Source organism: Agrobacterium tumefaciens (genome assembly GCA_025560025.1).
Lineage (GTDB): Bacteria > Pseudomonadota > Alphaproteobacteria > Rhizobiales > Rhizobiaceae > Agrobacterium.
This window is the reverse complement of record CP048487.1, coordinates 1-16,566: the sequence shown is the minus strand read 5'-3', so window position 1 is coordinate 16,566 and position 16,566 is coordinate 1. Positions and strand designations below refer to the sequence as shown.

General features: G+C 58.2%; 14 protein-coding genes and 3 pseudogenes. 6 read left to right on the top strand and 11 right to left on the bottom strand.

The genetic code is table 11. The features are described from left to right. Positions 1-102: 102 nt before the first annotated feature. The 5 genes from FY152_23705 to FY152_23685 all read right to left on the bottom strand — a co-directional run bounded on the left by FY152_23705 (position 103) and on the right by FY152_23685 (position 3,685). Positions 103-312: a cold-shock protein gene (locus FY152_23705; protein ID UXS35191.1), complete on the bottom strand. Its 210-nt coding sequence runs from the start codon at positions 310-312 to the stop codon at positions 103-105. Positions 313-532: 220 nt separating this feature from the next. Then, positions 533-1,402 carry a transglutaminase family protein gene (locus FY152_23700; GenBank protein UXS35190.1) on the bottom strand — a complete coding sequence of 290 codons (870 nt, stop codon included), beginning with the start codon at positions 1,400-1,402 and terminating at the stop codon, positions 533-535. 329 nt (positions 1,403-1,731) lie between these two features. Further along, on the bottom strand, positions 1,732-2,787 hold the full coding sequence (locus FY152_23695) for a fatty acid desaturase (protein UXS35482.1): 1,056 nt from the start codon (positions 2,785-2,787) through the stop codon (positions 1,732-1,734). A 47-nt stretch (positions 2,788-2,834) separates the two neighbouring features. Beyond that, on the bottom strand, positions 2,835-3,080 hold the full coding sequence (locus FY152_23690; protein ID UXS35189.1) for a hypothetical protein: 246 nt from the start codon (positions 3,078-3,080) through the stop codon (positions 2,835-2,837). A 410-nt stretch (positions 3,081-3,490) separates the two neighbouring features. Continuing rightward, positions 3,491-3,685: a hypothetical protein gene (locus FY152_23685; protein UXS35188.1), complete on the bottom strand. Its 195-nt coding sequence runs from the start codon at positions 3,683-3,685 to the stop codon at positions 3,491-3,493. Positions 3,686-4,026: 341 nt separating this feature from the next. On the opposite strand from FY152_23685, the gene FY152_23680 reads away from it, so the two are divergent. Further along, positions 4,027-4,206, top strand: a complete 180-nt coding sequence (locus FY152_23680) for a hypothetical protein (GenBank protein UXS35187.1) — start codon at positions 4,027-4,029, stop codon at positions 4,204-4,206. On the opposite strand, the pseudogene FY152_23675 reads toward FY152_23680, so the two are convergent. Both FY152_23675 and FY152_23670 read right to left on the bottom strand, forming a co-directional pair. Then, positions 4,186-4,304: pseudogene (locus FY152_23675) on the bottom strand (sulfite exporter TauE/SafE family protein). The gene FY152_23680 and the pseudogene FY152_23675 sit on opposite strands and share 21 nt — an antisense overlap. 69 nt (positions 4,305-4,373) lie before the next feature. Further along, a pseudogene (locus FY152_23670) lies at positions 4,374-4,621 on the bottom strand (type II toxin-antitoxin system VapB family antitoxin). Between the two features lie 345 nt (positions 4,622-4,966). Here FY152_23670 and FY152_23665 point away from each other — a divergent pair. Next, positions 4,967-5,136: pseudogene (locus tag FY152_23665) on the top strand (recombinase family protein). A gap of 1,599 nt (positions 5,137-6,735) precedes the next feature. On the opposite strand, the gene FY152_23660 reads toward FY152_23665, so the two are convergent. Then, the gene (locus FY152_23660; protein UXS35186.1) at positions 6,736-7,800 is read right to left on the bottom strand and encodes a LacI family transcriptional regulator; all 1,065 of its coding nucleotides are present in this window, start codon (positions 7,798-7,800) and stop codon (positions 6,736-6,738) included. A 226-nt stretch (positions 7,801-8,026) separates the two neighbouring features. Between FY152_23660 and FY152_23655 the strand changes: the two genes are divergently transcribed. The 4 genes from FY152_23655 to FY152_23640 are packed head-to-tail and all read left to right on the top strand — an operon-like array spanning position 8,027 to position 12,628. Continuing rightward, positions 8,027-8,860, top strand: a complete 834-nt coding sequence (locus FY152_23655; GenBank protein ID UXS35185.1) for an amino acid ABC transporter substrate-binding protein — start codon at positions 8,027-8,029, stop codon at positions 8,858-8,860. Between the two features lie 60 nt (positions 8,861-8,920). Continuing rightward, positions 8,921-10,429, top strand: a complete 1,509-nt coding sequence (locus FY152_23650) for an amino acid ABC transporter permease/ATP-binding protein (GenBank protein UXS35184.1) — start codon at positions 8,921-8,923, stop codon at positions 10,427-10,429. Positions 10,430-10,448: 19 nt separating this feature from the next. Continuing rightward, positions 10,449-11,456 (top strand): Gfo/Idh/MocA family oxidoreductase, encoded by a 1,008-nt coding sequence (locus FY152_23645; GenBank protein UXS35183.1) that lies wholly within the window; start codon positions 10,449-10,451, stop codon positions 11,454-11,456. A gap of 44 nt (positions 11,457-11,500) precedes the next feature. Then, a complete protein-coding gene (locus FY152_23640) occupies positions 11,501-12,628 on the top strand; it encodes an FAD-binding oxidoreductase (GenBank protein UXS35182.1) in 1,128 nt (375 codons plus the stop codon). A gap of 273 nt (positions 12,629-12,901) precedes the next feature. Here the strand turns inward: FY152_23640 and FY152_23635 are convergent, their stop codons facing one another. The 3 genes from FY152_23635 to repA all read right to left on the bottom strand — a co-directional run bounded on the left by FY152_23635 (position 12,902) and on the right by repA (position 16,566). Continuing rightward, positions 12,902-14,116 carry a replication initiation protein RepC gene (locus FY152_23635; GenBank protein ID UXS35181.1) on the bottom strand — a complete coding sequence of 405 codons (1,215 nt, stop codon included), beginning with the start codon at positions 14,114-14,116 and terminating at the stop codon, positions 12,902-12,904. 189 nt (positions 14,117-14,305) lie between these two features. Then, positions 14,306-15,346 carry a plasmid partitioning protein RepB gene (gene repB, locus FY152_23630; GenBank protein ID UXS35180.1) on the bottom strand — a complete coding sequence of 347 codons (1,041 nt, stop codon included), beginning with the start codon at positions 15,344-15,346 and terminating at the stop codon, positions 14,306-14,308. Beyond that, positions 15,343-16,566: a plasmid partitioning protein RepA gene (gene repA / locus FY152_23625; GenBank protein ID UXS35179.1), complete on the bottom strand. Its 1,224-nt coding sequence runs from the start codon at positions 16,564-16,566 to the stop codon at positions 15,343-15,345. Before repA ends, repB begins: the two co-directional genes overlap by 4 nt.

Here is a 16,566-nt window from a genome sequence, read left to right as displayed (position 1 = left end):
GGGAAAGCCCGGCTTGAAAAAAGGCCGGGCGTTAACCCGACCTCTCACAGCCACTCAGCTCTGCTGCCAGTGCATCCGTGGTCAGCGCAGCGAATGAAATCTTTAAGCTGCCTGAAGATTTTCGGCCGAGCTTTTGCCGGACTTGCGGTCCTGAACAACCTCGTAGGAGATCTTCTGGCCATCCGAAAGCGAACGCATTCCGGCGCGCTCCACAGCCGACGCATGGACGAAGACGTCCGTGCTGCCGTTGTCCGGTTGGATGAAGCCGAAGCCCTTGGTGGAGTTGTACCATTTTACGGTGCCAGTCGTCATGACGATTTCCTTTCAAAGCAATCGTTGTGGGTCCCGCGATGCCTTGCGGGGAAGATCGATGATTTGAGAGGAAATCCGACGGGAGCGAGGCTCCGGACCAACATCACAAGCAATGGTCGATGACCTATATATGGGTGCACGTTACGATTTTACAAGGGACGCGCTGGACTAAACTCAGCTTCGCCGCGGAGACTACTGTCTAGACCTGCGTTCCCCTTCATCAGGCAATAAAGGAGATGTCCACGGCCACATCCATCGACATGAAACCATCTGCCGGACCGATAAACGATCCCGATACCGGCACGAGCTGGGTAATGTCGCGCGCGGCCGCCACGGGGATCAGGTTGGCGCTGCCCATGCTCCTGTTTGTCGGGTCGAAGGCGATCCATCCCGCACCCGGAAGGAACACTTCAACCCATGCATGGGTCGAGCCGCCCGGCGACGAACCGATGAGGGTGTGCGCCGGGTCGTAGAGATATCCGGACACGATCCTCGCCCCGATGCCGAGAACCCGGACGCATTCCGCAAGCAGCGTCGCGAGATCCCGGCAGCTCCCGGATCGTAGGCCAAGAGTCTGCAGCGGAGGTTGTGTTCCCTCTGTATCGCGCGCCTGGTAGGCAACGCCGTTCGAAACACCTGCGCTGAGATCCTTCAACAGCGAAAGTGTATCAGTCGGCTCCGCCATCACGAATCCCCTGACCCACCGCCGGAAGTCGCCGGAAGGATCGGCATACTGAACGTCCCTTAGAGCGCTCAAGTCCTTCCAATCCTGATCATCGTAGAGGAACGGGTAACTCGCGGCCGACGCAGCGATGTCGAACACCGGCCAAGCTTCCGATTTCAGTTCGACATCCGCCTGGCTTACAATCTCAAGCTGGTGCGACGGCTCGGCGAAGGTCGCAGTCGCTACTGCGTTTCCGAATACATCCGTTGTCCACGCCACCCTGCCTTCCGGCAAAACTGTAACCTGATGACTTTGCAGCAGGAGATCGGGCCCCTCGCGCGGTCGAAGCAAAAGCCGATAGGGGGAGAGATGAACGGGACATCGGTAGCTGTAGGTCGTCCGGTGACGAATGGAAAGTTTTGGCATTGCCGCTCCTCACAGACAAAAGACCTACCAGTGGAAAAGTTCACGTATTCCAAATGGCGGGGACAGTCCTCGTGGCCAGGCTTGGCTTCTGAGAGCCCTGACCAGTTACTATTGCGGCTCCAACTGAGACGCTCGCCGTGGCGGCCAGGAACACGTTCATGTCATCTGCCCTGCGGACCGCATAGCACCTTCTATGACCTACTCGGTCATCGCCCCGTCTATCGTCGTATCCGCCACCGTGGCATCGGCTCCGATGCGACATCCGAACTCGACATCGGCAACAGCAAGCCGTCAACAAAAGCGGGCAACCAGCAACCAACCGGCTGCTATCAAGCGTTCTTCTCGGCTTCCCTCAAAGAGATCAATCGTTGCGTTTTTTCGTCCCAGAGAACAAGTTTGACGCAGGCCAAGCTGTCTCGAAGTCCAATCCGGCCGACGTTTGCAAGTGCAGGATGGTCCCGAAGCACCTCGGGCAGCCGATAGAATGGTATCCGGCTCGACAGATGATGAACATGGTGCATGCCGATGTTGCCGGTGATCCAGCGCAACGCGCGAGGCAGGTCATAGTGGGAGGCTCCATGCATGGCGGCGTACGGAAATGCCCAGTCCGGCGGTCGCGACCAGTGCGTGCCCTCAAACTGGTGCTGGACATAGAACAGCCAGACCCCCGCGGATCCGGCAATGAGAACGATCGGCAGATGGATTACGAGGAAAGGGATGATCCCCACGCTCCAGATGAGCAAAGCCGCCGATATGGCGATGGCGAGGTTGGTCGCCATGGTCGAGATCCAAGGCAGCGTCCCCGAGCGCATCATGCCGAACGGCAGCCTTTGCTTGAAGAGGAACAGAAAGGCGGGGCCAATGCCGAACATGACAAATGGATTTCGATAAAGGCGATAGCCAAGCTGTCGCCGCGGCGTCAGATCGCGATACTCCGAGACCGTGAGGGTCGTGATGTCGCCGACACCACGTTCGTCGAGATTACCAGCTGAGGAATGATGTTCGTTATGAGCGCATCGCCAGTAATCATAGGGTGTGAGCGTCAGGACACCGAGGACGCGACCGGTCCAGTCATCCAAACGTCGTCTACCGAAGAACGAACCATGCCCACAGTCGTGCTGCAGCATGAAGAGACGCAGCAAAAAGCCTGCGGCGGGGACGACCAAGATGAGGCCTGTCCAGTATCCGAACTGCAGCGCGATCGCCGCGCCGGTCCACAGCAGAACGAACGGGATCAGCGTCACGCCGAGCTCGTACAGGCTTCGAGCCAACCTGGGCTTACGGTAGCTGGCAACGATCTTCAGCCAAGCTAATTCGGTCTTCTCGTCCTTGCGGATGGACGGTGTCGTCGTGTTCAAAATCTTGCCTTTTCGTCGGAGGATCAGATTATGCCCAGCGGGTCGTTTCGCGTGAAACCGCCGACTTAAACTCGCTATTTGATGCGGCGATGTAGCGGATAACCCGGAGCGTCATAAAGCGCGCGGATCGCTCTATAGTCGAAGCGAGCTTCGTCGACTTCGAGGAGAGAACCCAGCTGCTGTGCGCCAGGCATGTCTTCGATCGCAAAACGTAGAGCTTCGGCGGCACTCTCGAAGCGCCTGTAGCGGGGCCGGCGCCTCCCGCCAAGTGCTTTACCAGCGTAAAGCCCCGCCCCGCCAGTGTAGTCGAAAAGAGTCAAGTTGCGGTCCTCCTGGCGGCGGAGGGAGATTGGGCGTGGAGGCGTGCGGCCTCTCTAGCGATGCGCTCCGTTTCTCGCAGCTCATGCATTCGCCGCTGCATCCCCTTTCGCAGGATTATGAGCTTTTCCGCATTAGAGCCTGCCTCGGCACATTTAGCGGGAAACAGCGCGTCGGCGGATTGGCGGAATGTGTCATTCATTATGAAATCCTTCAATGGCAAGCGCGCCACGTGGCGTGGCACGGCCGACTCGATTAATTATCCGGGCAGAAATGGCTGTAGCGAGGCCGTGAATCAGCCGTGAGCTGAACGTGAAGCATCATTCATGCGGCCTTGCCTGTCTGGCCCCATAGGCCTCCGAAGCGCCTTGGCACCGTTTGTCGAGAGATTCCCCAACCTTGCGCCCGGTTTTTATGGTGTCGGGAGGGCCTGTGCTTTCCACTGCGAGGCGCCAGCTGGAAGCGCCCTCATACCCGCCGGCGGCATCTGTTGCATGCTGCCCGAGAACAGCACCTTTGTGGAGACCATGGCCTGTTCGTGGTAGCCGAACGTACTTGTTCGCACGAGGTTTTGCGAGACGCATGCGGCATATTGATTGGAAGACATCACGTCCTCCTTCTGTTTGGGGTGAGGCCGTCTGCAGAGACGTTGACTTCCACGGGGGCGGCTGGACCCGTCGTGCCCCGGCGACACTCGCCGATCAGATCGATTGTACCGTGCAAAATCGTGAAGCGAGCTTCCGTTCAAGATCGCAAGCAATGGTCGATCACCTGTATATGGTTACAATTTCTGCTTTAACAAGGGCGACGTGCCCTTTCATCGGTTCTTACGAGACCGGGGCCAGAGGCAGTTCGAAAGAGAAGATGCACAGCTCAGCTTTCCCGTGTACGCTCGGCCATTGTCACTATTCCGAATAGGTAACTGTGATGGCTGCTGAGGGTCTTTAAGTGCTCCCGCCTGCAGAACAGGAGAGCGCTATCTCCGCCCCGGATTCGCACACCATCAAGAACAACCTTCTTCGACAACTCGCACCGCAGGAACTGGCCGCCATTAGCATCGATTTATTGCCGGTCGATCTTCCGAAGGACTTTCTGATCGCCGCCGAGAATGTTGAGGGCGAGGGCTGAAGGCTTGATAACGGCGGGCGCGAACCCGGCCAGCCCCATCAGCGCCACATAGCCGGTGCCCCCGCCTGACCGACAGAGGAAAAGAGCAGAGCGACGATCGAAAGCGAGAGGGCAAAAAGGAGGAGCTTTCTTCAAAGTCTCCGACATCACATTCGTGTCGAGAAAAATCAAAGCTCGACGCCTTTGTGAGCGCGTCTGTTTTCATCGATGATGCTGTCGACATCGATATCCGTACCCGACTGCGATGAAGACGGCTATAGAATTTCGCAGCGGGTTCACGTCCCGCCTCACGAGCCTCGTAGGTTTCGAGCGCGCGCTCGACAATATCGGCAATCGTGCGATTTTCTCGGCGGGCAAGCTTTTGTGCAAGGTCGCGCGCTTTGGAACTGCGGACAGATAGGTGCGGTGTTACCATTGAATGCTCCTTCGTCTAAATCCAATCTAACTTAAATTGATACAGCCATCGAGATGGCAGATGCCATCTCGATGGCTTTCAGGTGTTTCTGATATTTAGCCCTGCGTTTTTGCCATCATGCATGTTCGTTGCGCCTGAAGACCAAAACAAACGCCACACTGTAAGCAATTTCTGCAAAAGACGGCCACCAGAACGCATTTCATGCTGGCTATCTGATGGCATCCATCGACCGCCGCATTTCGAGCCTGACGACGTTGTATTACGATCATGGGCCCCGCTTGCAACTGATCATTTTCTCGCGCATTCCTTATCTGTACAAAGCACCTGAAAACGCCTGAGAAAACCATGGTAAAACGGCCAGGCGAAAATCCATCGTCAGCACCCAGACGGCTTATCGGCTATGACGCGTCTCGATGGACGATCAGGTCCATGACGCTCAGATGGACAAGTTGCGCGCCGCCGGCTGCGAGCGGATTTTTCAGGAGCACGGATCCGGCGCATCACGTGCCCGGCCCGATGGGGGAGCGGCCCGCGCGCGGTGGACGCAAATGGCAACCGTCGTCAGTCCGGTCGCCTCCATCGTCGCGATGAGCAGGTCGGCGTGACGGACCTCAAAAAGTGTGCCAGCGGTGCACGAGACAGGTGCCAGGCCGCCGGAGCAAATCAGCTCGGCCAATCCATCCCTATATTCGAACCGGAAGTCGTATCGCGTGAAACATTTCATGCAGGAGAAGCGCAGGCAAACTCGGTGGATGGGGCAAGCCACGGTCTCGGAGCCCGACCAGCGTCTGCGAACGTATTGATCGCGGCCGCTTTGCCGATCGCCTCCAGGCAGACGGGACAAATGCCGCGCGATCCGGACTGTCCGACATTGCCAAGTGGGGCAGCGTGCCTGGAAAGTGCAGGCGCCTCCACCACGGCAGGTCGGATTCTACAAGCGCGGCTACATGTATTTCATCGTCACTTTGAATAAGTCCCTTCAGTCTACGGCGTGTTCATTTCTTGATACCATTGGGTGCGATCTTCACTGCTTGGCTTGGAAGGCACCTCTGAAAAACCTTGTCAGCTGACAGAGTTTTCAAAGCGCTGAGTCGCCCTTGTTAGCCTCCGAAGCCAACGGAGTTGCACCGAGAGAACCCGGGCGAATTAGGAATCAATTGGCACGCCGCACCAAAAACCTTGTCAGCTGACAAGGTTTGCAAAAGTGAAACATTCGCTTGGAACACTGCTCAGGTGAAGCAGGGATGCCGAAGAGCTCAATATTGCCTTGCGAAAAACACCGCTTGGCATAGCTCGGCCACGAAAGAGAGCCGACATACTTCCGCAGGGACGAGGGAGGGAAGGCGGGCAGGGGAGGGGCCACTGACCGGCATGATAGTACGCTGCCAAAGGAGCCACTTCCCAAGTGCCGGCATGTCTACGATGTGGACGAACAACGGGCTCAATTTTGGCACTCCACCAAGGTGAATCTCTCCGGTCGAGCGCGAACCAGAACGGCGGTATCAGCCGTCGCAAACCAAGGCCGCATATCCACTTGAGAGAAGGTGTGAGCTGCTCGCGAAACGTACACGCTGCAATGACTCCACTTATATGCAACCCCGTTACGGAATAACCGCGAGCCCCCCGCTAACGCCAGAAAAGCCGCTGCGGGATGACGAGGTTCGCCGCGACCGTGGAACTCTTCAAACTCGCCCGGTGTCATTTTATTCGCCGTAAACGGGAAATGCACCGGGAACGTCCGAAGCGCCAGTTCTTTAACAACGCGCAACTGCAAGATAGCCGGAAGTGACTTACCCATCAGTGATACCACCGCGTGGTCAATACCGGAGAAGGGGAGGGGCCTGCAACGTATGCCTCTCTCGTGAGGCCTACATAAGTTTTCAACACGCCGCCAGGATACATTTGTCTGCACGGCGCACCAAAAGATTACTATTCCGTCTGCGGTGACGAGGAGATAGAATCCCTTTCCAAACCGGTTGCCCCTGATGGCTGGTGCGTCTTCGACAGTATCGACCCAAAGGCCGCACGTTGGTCCTGCGATGATTGAGGACGTCGCGGCCATGCCGGAAACGGAAGCAACGTGGAAATCCGCGGACCAGGAGCGACGGTTGGTGTCAAATAGCTTGCGTGGAAGCGCGTTCAACGACCTCGGTTTTTAGAACCATCTTGCGCGCGGCCCGATCTTCGCCATTTAATCGCTCAACCAAGAGCTTGGCCGCCGTCGCTCCCAGTTCGTAGACGGGTTGCCGCACGACAGTAACCGGGGGGGTGGTTACAGATGTCCAGTCTGCGTCATGGAACGACACCAGAGATAGATCACCCGGAATATTTAATCCCAATTCACGATGTGCCCTGAACACTTCAAGACCGATTATACTGTCCGACGCAATGATCGCCGTCGGACGGTGTCCCGACTGGAGCATTTCGATAACGATCCGGTGTGTGCGTTCCGGTGTAACGGCCCCAACCTTCACCCAGTCCTCCATACCGATAAGGCCAGCCTCACGGCAGACACTAAGATACCCTTCGATGCGGCGCCGCACCGAACCGGTGCTGATGTCCCGCGGCGTATGGAAGCGATGATCCGGCGTGTCGCAGGCGGTAAGATAGGCGATGCGGCGGTGACCAAGTGTGATCAGCTGGCGGGTAATATTCTCCGCAGCGTTCTGGTCGTCGGCTATGACAGTATCTACGTCCAACGCCTCGCCGCAACGGTCGAGCAATGCGAGTGGCAAGCCTGAACGGATGGCCTCCCTGAGGTGATCGACATCATTCTCCTTGGCAGGGGAAACAATCAGGCCATCGACGCGTTTGGCAAGCAATGTGCAGATCGCGGCCTTCTCCGCCGTCGCGTCCTCGCCCGAATTGATAAGAATGACGGTAAAGCCCGCCTGCCGGGCGATATCCGTGATGCCGCGTACCGCGAGGCTGAAGAAGGGGTTCTCGATATCCCCCACTACGACGCCGATTGTGCCGGAGCGGCCCGTCGTCATGCTGCGGGCAAGCTCATTGGGGCGATAAGCAAGGGAACTTGCGGCAGCTGTGACAGCCTCGCGCACCCTGTCGCTGACAGTTCCGTAGCCGCCAAGCACGCGTGCAGCCGTTGCCTTCGAGACGCCGGCCCTGCGTGCGACGTCAGCCACGGTGACGGAAGGAGATTTAGAGAGGCTTTTATCCATAAACGGTAGCCTTACAAGAGAACTTGACGAGTGGCAAATGCGAAGATAACAATTGCCAACAATCAAAGAGACCGGTCTCTTTATTATTGAGACCGGTCTCAATAGCAGAAAAGACTTCCGACATGCGAACTGCATGGGCCGGGCAGGTGAGGTCATGCCGCCGTCCGGATGGGACCCGTGCGCCTTGAATACATCGCAGACAACGACACCAGAGGAGACGAAACCAATGCGATTTACCGAAGCCTTCACTTCCCCCTTTACCAAAATCCGCGCCACCGCCATCGCGGTCACGCTCGGTGTCCTCTCAGTCGCGGCGACGCCGGCGCTTGCCGACAATCCGCTTGGCCTCATTGATCCCGCCACCATCAGTGTCGGTACGATGGGCGATGCCAAGCCCTATGCCTTCACCACCGCTGACGGTAACTTCACCGGTTTCGACATCGAGCTTTTCCTCAATGTCGCCGGACGCCTTGGCTTCAAGAAGGAGCAGGTGGTCTTCACCGGTCAGGAATTCTCGGCCCTGATGCCCTCGGTCGCCAACGGCCGTTTCGATGTTGCAGCCGCCGCAATCGGTACGACGGCCAAGCGCAAGGAGACCGTTGATTTCTCCGATGGTTATCTCGCAGGTTTCCTGAGCGTCCTTACTTCGGAGGCCGGCATCACCGATGCAGCGGGCCTCAAGGGCAAGCGTCTCGGCGTCGTGCAGGGCACGCTGCAGGAAATCTATGCCGAAAAGAACTTTGCCGGCACCGATCTCGTGAAGTTCCCGGACAACAACTCTGCCGTTTCCGCCCTCAACAACGGCACGGTCGATGCCCATTTCCTCGATTTCGAGGCGGCAAAGGACTATTCCGCCCGTTACCCGGCGCTGAAGGTTGCAGTCAATATTCCGAGCTTCGATGCACCGGCCGGCTTCGTCATCCGCAAGGGTAACGATGCATTGCGCGAGGCGCTCAACAAGAGCCTGAAAGAGGCCATGCAGGACGGCACCTGGAAAAAGCTGCACGAAAAATGGTTCCCCGGCACGCCGATGCCGCAGGCATATCTTCCCAAGCAGTGATGCCGCCTTCCGGTCCGGCCCTTACCGGTCGGACCGGCCTTTCTTTCAAGGGATATCCTGATGAACTGGCTTGAAAACCTGCGCCGTAGCTTCCTCGACTGGAATGCCATGGCCGAAGTGCTGCCGACCATGATCACGGTTGGCCTGAAGAATACGCTGATCCTGGCTGCGACCTCGACGGTGCTTGGCGTCGCCATCGGCATGATGCTCGCCATCATGGGCATTTCCCGCTCGCCCTGGCTGCGCATCCCCGCTCGTCTCTATACGGATATTTTCCGCGGCCTGCCGGCCATCGTTACAATCCTCCTGATCGGTCAGGGCTTTGCCCGCATCGGCCGCGAACTCTTCGGCCCGTCGCCTTATCCGCTCGGCATTCTGGCGCTCAGCCTGATTGCCGGCGCCTATATTGGCGAAATTTTCCGCTCTGGTATCCAGAGCGTCGACCGTGGCCAGATGGAGGCCTGCCGGGCTCTGTCGATGAGCTACGGCCAGGGCATGCGCCTTATCGTCGTGCCGCAGGGCGTGCGCCGCGTGCTGCCGGCCCTCGTCAACCAGTTCATCGGCAACGTCAAGGATTCAAGCCTTGTCTATTTCCTTGGGCTTCTGGCCTCCGAGCGCGAGATCTTTCGTGTAGGGCAGGATCAGGCGGTGGTGACGGGCAATCTTTCACCGCTGCTGCTGGCGGGCGTATTTTATCTCATCGTCACCGTACCGCTCACCCATGTCGTCAATGCGATCGACAATCGCCTGCGGATTGGCAAGCAGCGCCCCTCGACCATCACCAGTGGGTTGGAGGAGGTTAGTGAACTCGATAGTGCAGCCCGCGCCACCGGTGTCTCTTTCAAGGGCGGCAGCCTCGATGTGCGCCGTCTCGGCATGGCCTATGGCGATCTCGACGTGCTGAAGGGGGTCGACCTTTCGGTAAAACCGGGCAGCGTCACCTGCATCATCGGCCCGTCCGGTTCCGGCAAGTCGACCCTGTTGCGTGGGCTCAACCGTCTGGTCGAGCCGAAGAGCGGCGATATTCTCATCGATGGTGAAAGCATTCTCGCCATGAAGCCGGAAACGCTGCGCCGCCGGGTCGGCATGGTCTTCCAGCATTTCAACCTCTTTCCGGATCACACGGCACTGGAAAACGTCATGCTGTCGCTGACGAAGATCAAGGGCCTGCCGGCAGCCGAGGCCGAGCGCATTGCCAAGGCAAGGCTTGCCGATGTTGGTCTTGCGAGCCGCCAGCATCACCGTCCGGGCGGTCTTTCCGGCGGGCAGCAGCAGCGCGTCGCCATTGCCCGTGCGCTTGCGATGGAACCGGAAGTCATCCTTTTCGATGAGGTAACGAGTGCGCTCGATCCGGAATTGGTCAAGGGCGTGCTCAACCTCATGGCCGAACTCGGCACGCGCGGCATGACCATGGTCGTCGTCACGCATGAAATGGGCTTCGCCCGCCGGGTCGCCGATCAGGTTGTCTTCATGGACGAGGGGCGCGTGGTGGAAGCCGGCACGCCGGAGGCGATATTCGACAATCCGCAGAGCCCGCGTCTTCAGCGCTTCCTTGCGGAAGTGCTCTGAGCGTCGGGAGGAGAAAAAGATGACAAGAACGATACGATGGGGCGTGCTCGGTTGCGCGGGCATTGCCGCCAAGGCGGTCATTCCCGCCATCCAGTCCAGCCGCCTGGGACACGTTGCGGCGATCGCCTCGCGCGATGCCGCCAAGGCGAAGGAAATGGCGGCCCGCTTCGGCATCGCCAAGTCCTATGGCAGCTACGAGAATCTGCTTGCTGATCCGGAAATAGATGCAATCTACAACCCTTTGCCCAATCATCTGCATGTGCCCTTGACGATCAAGGCGCTGGAGCAGGGCAAACCCGTGCTCTGCGAGAAGCCGATTGCGCTCGATGCCGCGCAGGCGATGCAACTGGCGGCCGCACAAAAGGCGACAGGCCTGCCGGTCGCAGAAGCCTTCATGGTGCGCCACCATCCGCAATGGAAGAAGGCGCGTGCGATGATCGCCGAGGGGAGCCTCGGCGAGGTCAGAGCCATCCAGACGATCTTTTCCTATTATCTCGATGACCCCGGGAATGTGCGCAACCAGGCCGATATTGGTGGCGGCGGTCTGTTCGATGTCGGTTGTTATGCCATCAACACCGCGCGCTTTCTGTTCGACGCGGAACCGGTGCAGGCGATTGCGCTCATGGAGCGCGATCCCGTCTTTGGCACGGACCGGCTGACGAGCGGGTTGCTAGCGTTCCCGGAGGGAAAGCAGCTTGCCTTCACCTGTTCCACGCAACTGTCCCTCACGCAAAAGGTTACGGTGCTTGGAACGCGCGGGCGTCTGGAAATTCCAATTCCTTTCAATGCACCGGCCGATGAACCGACTGTCCTTATCTTCGATGACGGCCGTGATCTTACTGGCGGTGGGCGCGAGGAGATCATGATCGGGCAGGTCGACCAGTATCGCGAACAGGCCGATGCATTCGCCGAGGCCATTCTCTCCGGAGAGCCACTCGACACGGGGCTTGGCGACGCGATTGCGAACATGAAGGCAATCGACGCCCTCTTCCGCTCCGCCGCCAGTGGTCGCTGGGAAAAGCCCTGACCGCTTCACACCATCCGTATGACAATTGAACGAAAGCCAACCCCATGACCGACAACACCATCTCTTCGGCCGTCATCATCGGTGCCGGTATCTTCGGAGTTTCCACCGGCGTGCAGCTTGCGCGAAGCGGCATCCAGGTCACGATCCTTAATGACGGCCCGCCCGCGAATGGCGCCTCAGGTCGCTCGCTCTCCTGGCTCAACTCGGCCCGTATGCGCTCGGAACCATATCATCGACTGCGTATGGCCGGCATCGACCGATATCGGACGCTGGCGTCGCGGAATCCCGACGCAGAATGGCTTCGCTTCGATGGTGGCCTGACCTGGGATGCGGATGACGAGCGCAACGAGATCGACGCGGCCTATCGCCACGAGGTTTCGCTTGCCTATGACGCGCAGCGGCTTTCCGCAGCCGAAGTCGCCCGTGTCGCGCCCGGTGTCGATGCAGGCGCAATCACCCCGCAGGGTGCAATTTTCAATGCCGGGGAGGGCTGGGTTGATCTGCCGACATTGATCGGTGTGCTTCTCAAGGAGTTTTTCGCGCTCGGAGGCGTTCTGGTAACGGACCAGGGTGCCGCGCGGGTCATGCTCGAGGGTGGTCGTGCTGTTGGTGCGGAAACTGCAAAGGGTCACCTCCATCGGGCGGATGCTGTCGTGCTCGCGACAGGCCCGGCCGTGCCCAAGATGGCTGCGGAAAGCGGACAGACCATCGGTGACGGGACACCGATCGCGCTTCTCGTGCAAACCAAGCCGCTGGCCCATCCCCTGCGCGCTGTCCTCAATACACCGCGCGTCGCTGTTCGCCCCGCGCCGGGTGGCTCCTTCTCGCTGGATGCCGACTGGGCGGCCGACGAGGGTGTGACAGTGCGTGCGGACGGCACCTATGAGATCGATGACAACATTGTTGCCGAGCTTCTGGTGGAGGCTGCCAAGGTGATGGAAGGCAATCCGCAACTCGAAGTCGCTTCGATCGGTGTTGGTGGGAAACCGATCCCGGGCGACGGCGAGCCGGTGATTGGAGCCATCAAGGCCATTCCCGGCTATTACGTCGCCTTCAGCCACAGTGGCGCAACGCTTGGTCTTATTACCGGCGAGCTGCTGGCCTATGAGATTGCAACGGGAGCGGAACATCCGATGTTGGCGACCTTCCGTCCCGAGCGTTTCGCGGGCTAGAACCATTTTAGGAAGATTTCCGGAGGACGAGCCTGCCGAACTAACGGCGGGCTTATTTTGCCGCATGCACCAATTATCGACCGGACGTGGATTGATCTTGTCCCGTTCACCAGTTCGGTGAAGTGAACGGGACGGGTCAATGAAGGGCAGGGCGGGTGGTGATAACTGGCATGGCCGTCTTCCTGACGTGAGCAGTTAAACGCCTCACCACCTTGACTACGGTTCCGAAGTCCCAGGCTGCGGCCGTCATAGATACCACCTCTTCGCCAACCATCATCCCGTGGCTTTCACCTGGTGACCGCCAGCTCGCAACAGCGCCATAAGTACCGGACCAAGTGAAAATTCACCACGCTTTGCCTTGTTCGTCAAATTCCTGAGATACCCGCCCGGTGAATTGATGTGGCCACCACGTTCCAGAATGCAGGCGATAGTTACCGCGGCATTCTCTGGACCCATTATCTCACAGGCTTCCTGATATGCGGAGGGACTAACCCCAAGCATTGACCTGACAACCACGGCGGCGGTCATGAGTTCGCGCCAACTCCCGATTTGGCCCCCAGGCCCATAGTTCGAAATCTCCGGGCAGGCTCGCAATACAAGGCCAATAGGAAAAGCCTTGATCGGCACATGGCCCGTCTGCTTGTTCTCGCCCGGCTTCGCTCCATGCTCGTTTCTAGAGCTAGGTTCAAGTTCATTAGGAGGGTTGGTATTTGAATTCTGTATGTGACGCTCAATTTGAGCATCATTGGTGATCATTTTTGAAGAAAAATCGCCAGAATTCAGGAGTTTGAGGATATCCGCTCGCAAACGGCCCATCTCGGCACACAGATCGCCAAGTTCATTCAGTGTCGGATTGCGCGGAATTCGCCCGACGAGCATAAGATATCGCTCTTCAAGCCCGCCCCAATCGCCTGAGGCTCCCTCTTCAACGCCAGCGGTGATCAGCTTTCGGATATCGCGCCGGCAAATCGTCAGGCTTTCCTTTGCTCTTCTGAAGGCAATTCGATCAGCGGCAACCTGCTGAGCCAGGCATGCGAGTTCCTCAGCACGCATAAGAAGCGGGGATATGTCGAATCCGAAGGCGTGTTCGATTGATCCCTCGTCATCCTTTCGAGCGTAGCGCTTGCCGTTCGCACTATCCTTGCGGATGATTAAGCCGGCCTCAACGAGAAGAGCAAGATGCCGACGCAAAGTGGCACCTGCGATGCCATGCGCGCGAATTGACAGCTGAATGTTCGACGGGAAGACGACGAGCTGCGCGTCCTGGCGCAGTTCATTCTCGGGATAAAAGCTGAGGAGAGCGTCGAGCACCGCAAGGCTACGATCCTGCAGACCGAGCACTTCTCTTGCCTCCGATGCATCGCGAAAGACTTTCCATTTGTCTGCCGACTTGCCTTCCTCGATCTTGGTCGTGGCAATCTGCCGCTTCACAAGCGCAAGGTTCACCGGCCGCCGCCCAAAGGGCGTCGTCACTTGTCCACCTTCCATGTCCTCACCTTTCAAAAAGGCAAAAGATCCACGCTCACCAAAACGATGCCAAAGACTCTTGACTAGGATTCATGGAAATGCGATTCTCAAGTTCTCACACAACGAGAAGGGCTTCCATGACGGCAACGTTTCGGGGGCCTTTTTCTTTTGCGCACTTTCCTTCCGTAAAATCATTTCGAAGCCTGCCAGTCAGCTTCGATTTAAGTCCTGGATCCCCTCGCGTGCGAACCGCTCCACCAGTGTAGGCAGTTCGGCTTCGATAAAATCGAGGAATTCTGCTCCGGCCGGCGTCTCCGCCGAAATGCGAATGTCCTTGGGCGTGCGCAAGTAACTGCCAAGCGGCTCGCCCGCGGCACCGGCAATCTTCTTGCCGTCCTTCCGGGGCTCTGTTGCGGGTTTCAGGGCATTGAAGGCGGCTAGAAACTTCTGGTCTGACCCCAGCCGCTTCTCTGCGGCGGCTGACAGCACTCTACGCAGTTCTTCGTGCAGATCAGCACGTTCAGAAAACACCTTCCCGAATTCTACCCATCTCGGACGGCCGACCTTGGCAGCCCGACCGATCGCCTCGATGATATCGAGGGGAACTGAGCGATAAACCGCCCGCATTCGCGCAAGCTCCGGATCATCGATCGACAATGCCGCCTTGATATCGCGAGGCTTCACGTCGGCGTCATCCATACGGCGGGCGAACAGGGCGCGCTCGACCCAGCTCAGATCCTGACGATCGGCATTTTCGATACCCTGCGCGATGACAAGCTCGACATCGGAAATCTCGACCTCGATCGCCCTGACCGGAATTCCGAGATCTTTGGCTGCCTGCAGTCGACGATGGCCGTAGATCACCTGATAGCGATCCGGTGAGGATGGTGACTTGCGGACCTGAATGGGAACTTTCTGACCTTCGGACCGAATGGAGTTCCTGAAAGTCTCGAAGTCCGATGCATCGTCGTCTGGAAGACGATCAGGAAAGGGGGAGGGATCGACCATTAACGGATCGAGTTCCCGGATCGCACCGCCGCCCGATTCAACAAGCGCCTTCAGCCGGTCGCGTTCCGATTTGATGTCGTCGATTGCCCGATGTGCCGCACCGATGACGCCAGCGCCCACACGTGCGGGTGCTGGCGATTGTTGCGGGGAGGCAGAACTGTCCGTCGACAGCCGGTTTTCGAGCTCCGCCGACAGCAGTCCGAAATTTGCAACGATGGATTTACGCGACGACTTGCTGGTCATGTGCGTCCCCAACTGATGTTGATGAGTTTCAATATCGCCTCGTTGACGGCGTCCACCGCCTCGCGTGCGCGTTTGTGCGTATCACGGCCGATCTGGCCCATCTCCAGTTCGTAAATGGACCGCTTGGCAAGTCCCGCTGCCTCAACCGCCGTGCTTTCAATCAGCGTGGGTAGAAGCACATCAGTTCCGAACAGATGGCGCATCATAGCCACGACCTGTGACTGCGGCGCATCGTTCGGATCGTGGCGGGTGACAAGATACCGGATGAAATCCTGATCGAGCTGTGCTCCACTCTCGTTCAGCACGCTGATCAAATCGCCCATCATCAACAGGAACTGGCTCATGGAAGCCACGTCAAGCATCGCCGGATGTACCGTGATAATCATGCTGGTGGCAGCATAGATTGCACTGAGCGTCAGAAACCCCAGTGACGGAGGTGTATCGAGGATGACGACATCGTAATCTTGGTCGACCTCCGCAAGTGCGAGCTTCAGGCGCTCAAAGAAGATTGCCCCGGAGCCTGATTTTTGGGCCAGCACACGCGGTGTCTCGTGCTCGTACTCCATGACTTCGAGATTACCGGGAATCAGGTCGATACCATCGAAGTAAGTCTTGCGAATAATATCGCGGATCGGGCGACGCTCGGCGTCGTCATAACGAAGAGCCGCATAGATAGTCTCGTTGGCGCCGACATCGAATTCGGGCTGCGCACCGAAGAGAGCGGAAAGCGATGCCTGCGGATCAAGGTCAAGTGCAAGGACGCGATACCCCTGCAATGCGAGATAATGTGCAAGATGAACGCAGGTCGTGGTCTTCGCGCTGCCGCCCTTGAAGTTGGCGATCGCGATGACCTGAAGATGTTCGCCCTCGCGTCTGCGCGGCAAAAATCTCAGCGCCTCTGAAGGCTTCTGGCTGGCAAAGAATTCGCGCAACTCGTTTATCTGGGCAAGCGCATAGACGCGATGATTATTCTCCAGCCGACCGGGAATCGGACCGCGTCCTTCGCTCGACATGAGCTTCAGGGTGGAATCGGGTATGGACGTCAGCTTGGAGACTTCGTTCGTAAGGAAGGGCCTCAAGCTCTTCTCCGACTTCGGAGGATACATGCGGGTGCGAAGCTGCTGCAATTGCTGTGACAGAAGGCCAGCGTGACGCATGATCTTTCCACCCGCGTCTTCCTTCTGACTGATCGTTGCTTCTACGTTTTTCGCTATCGCCAT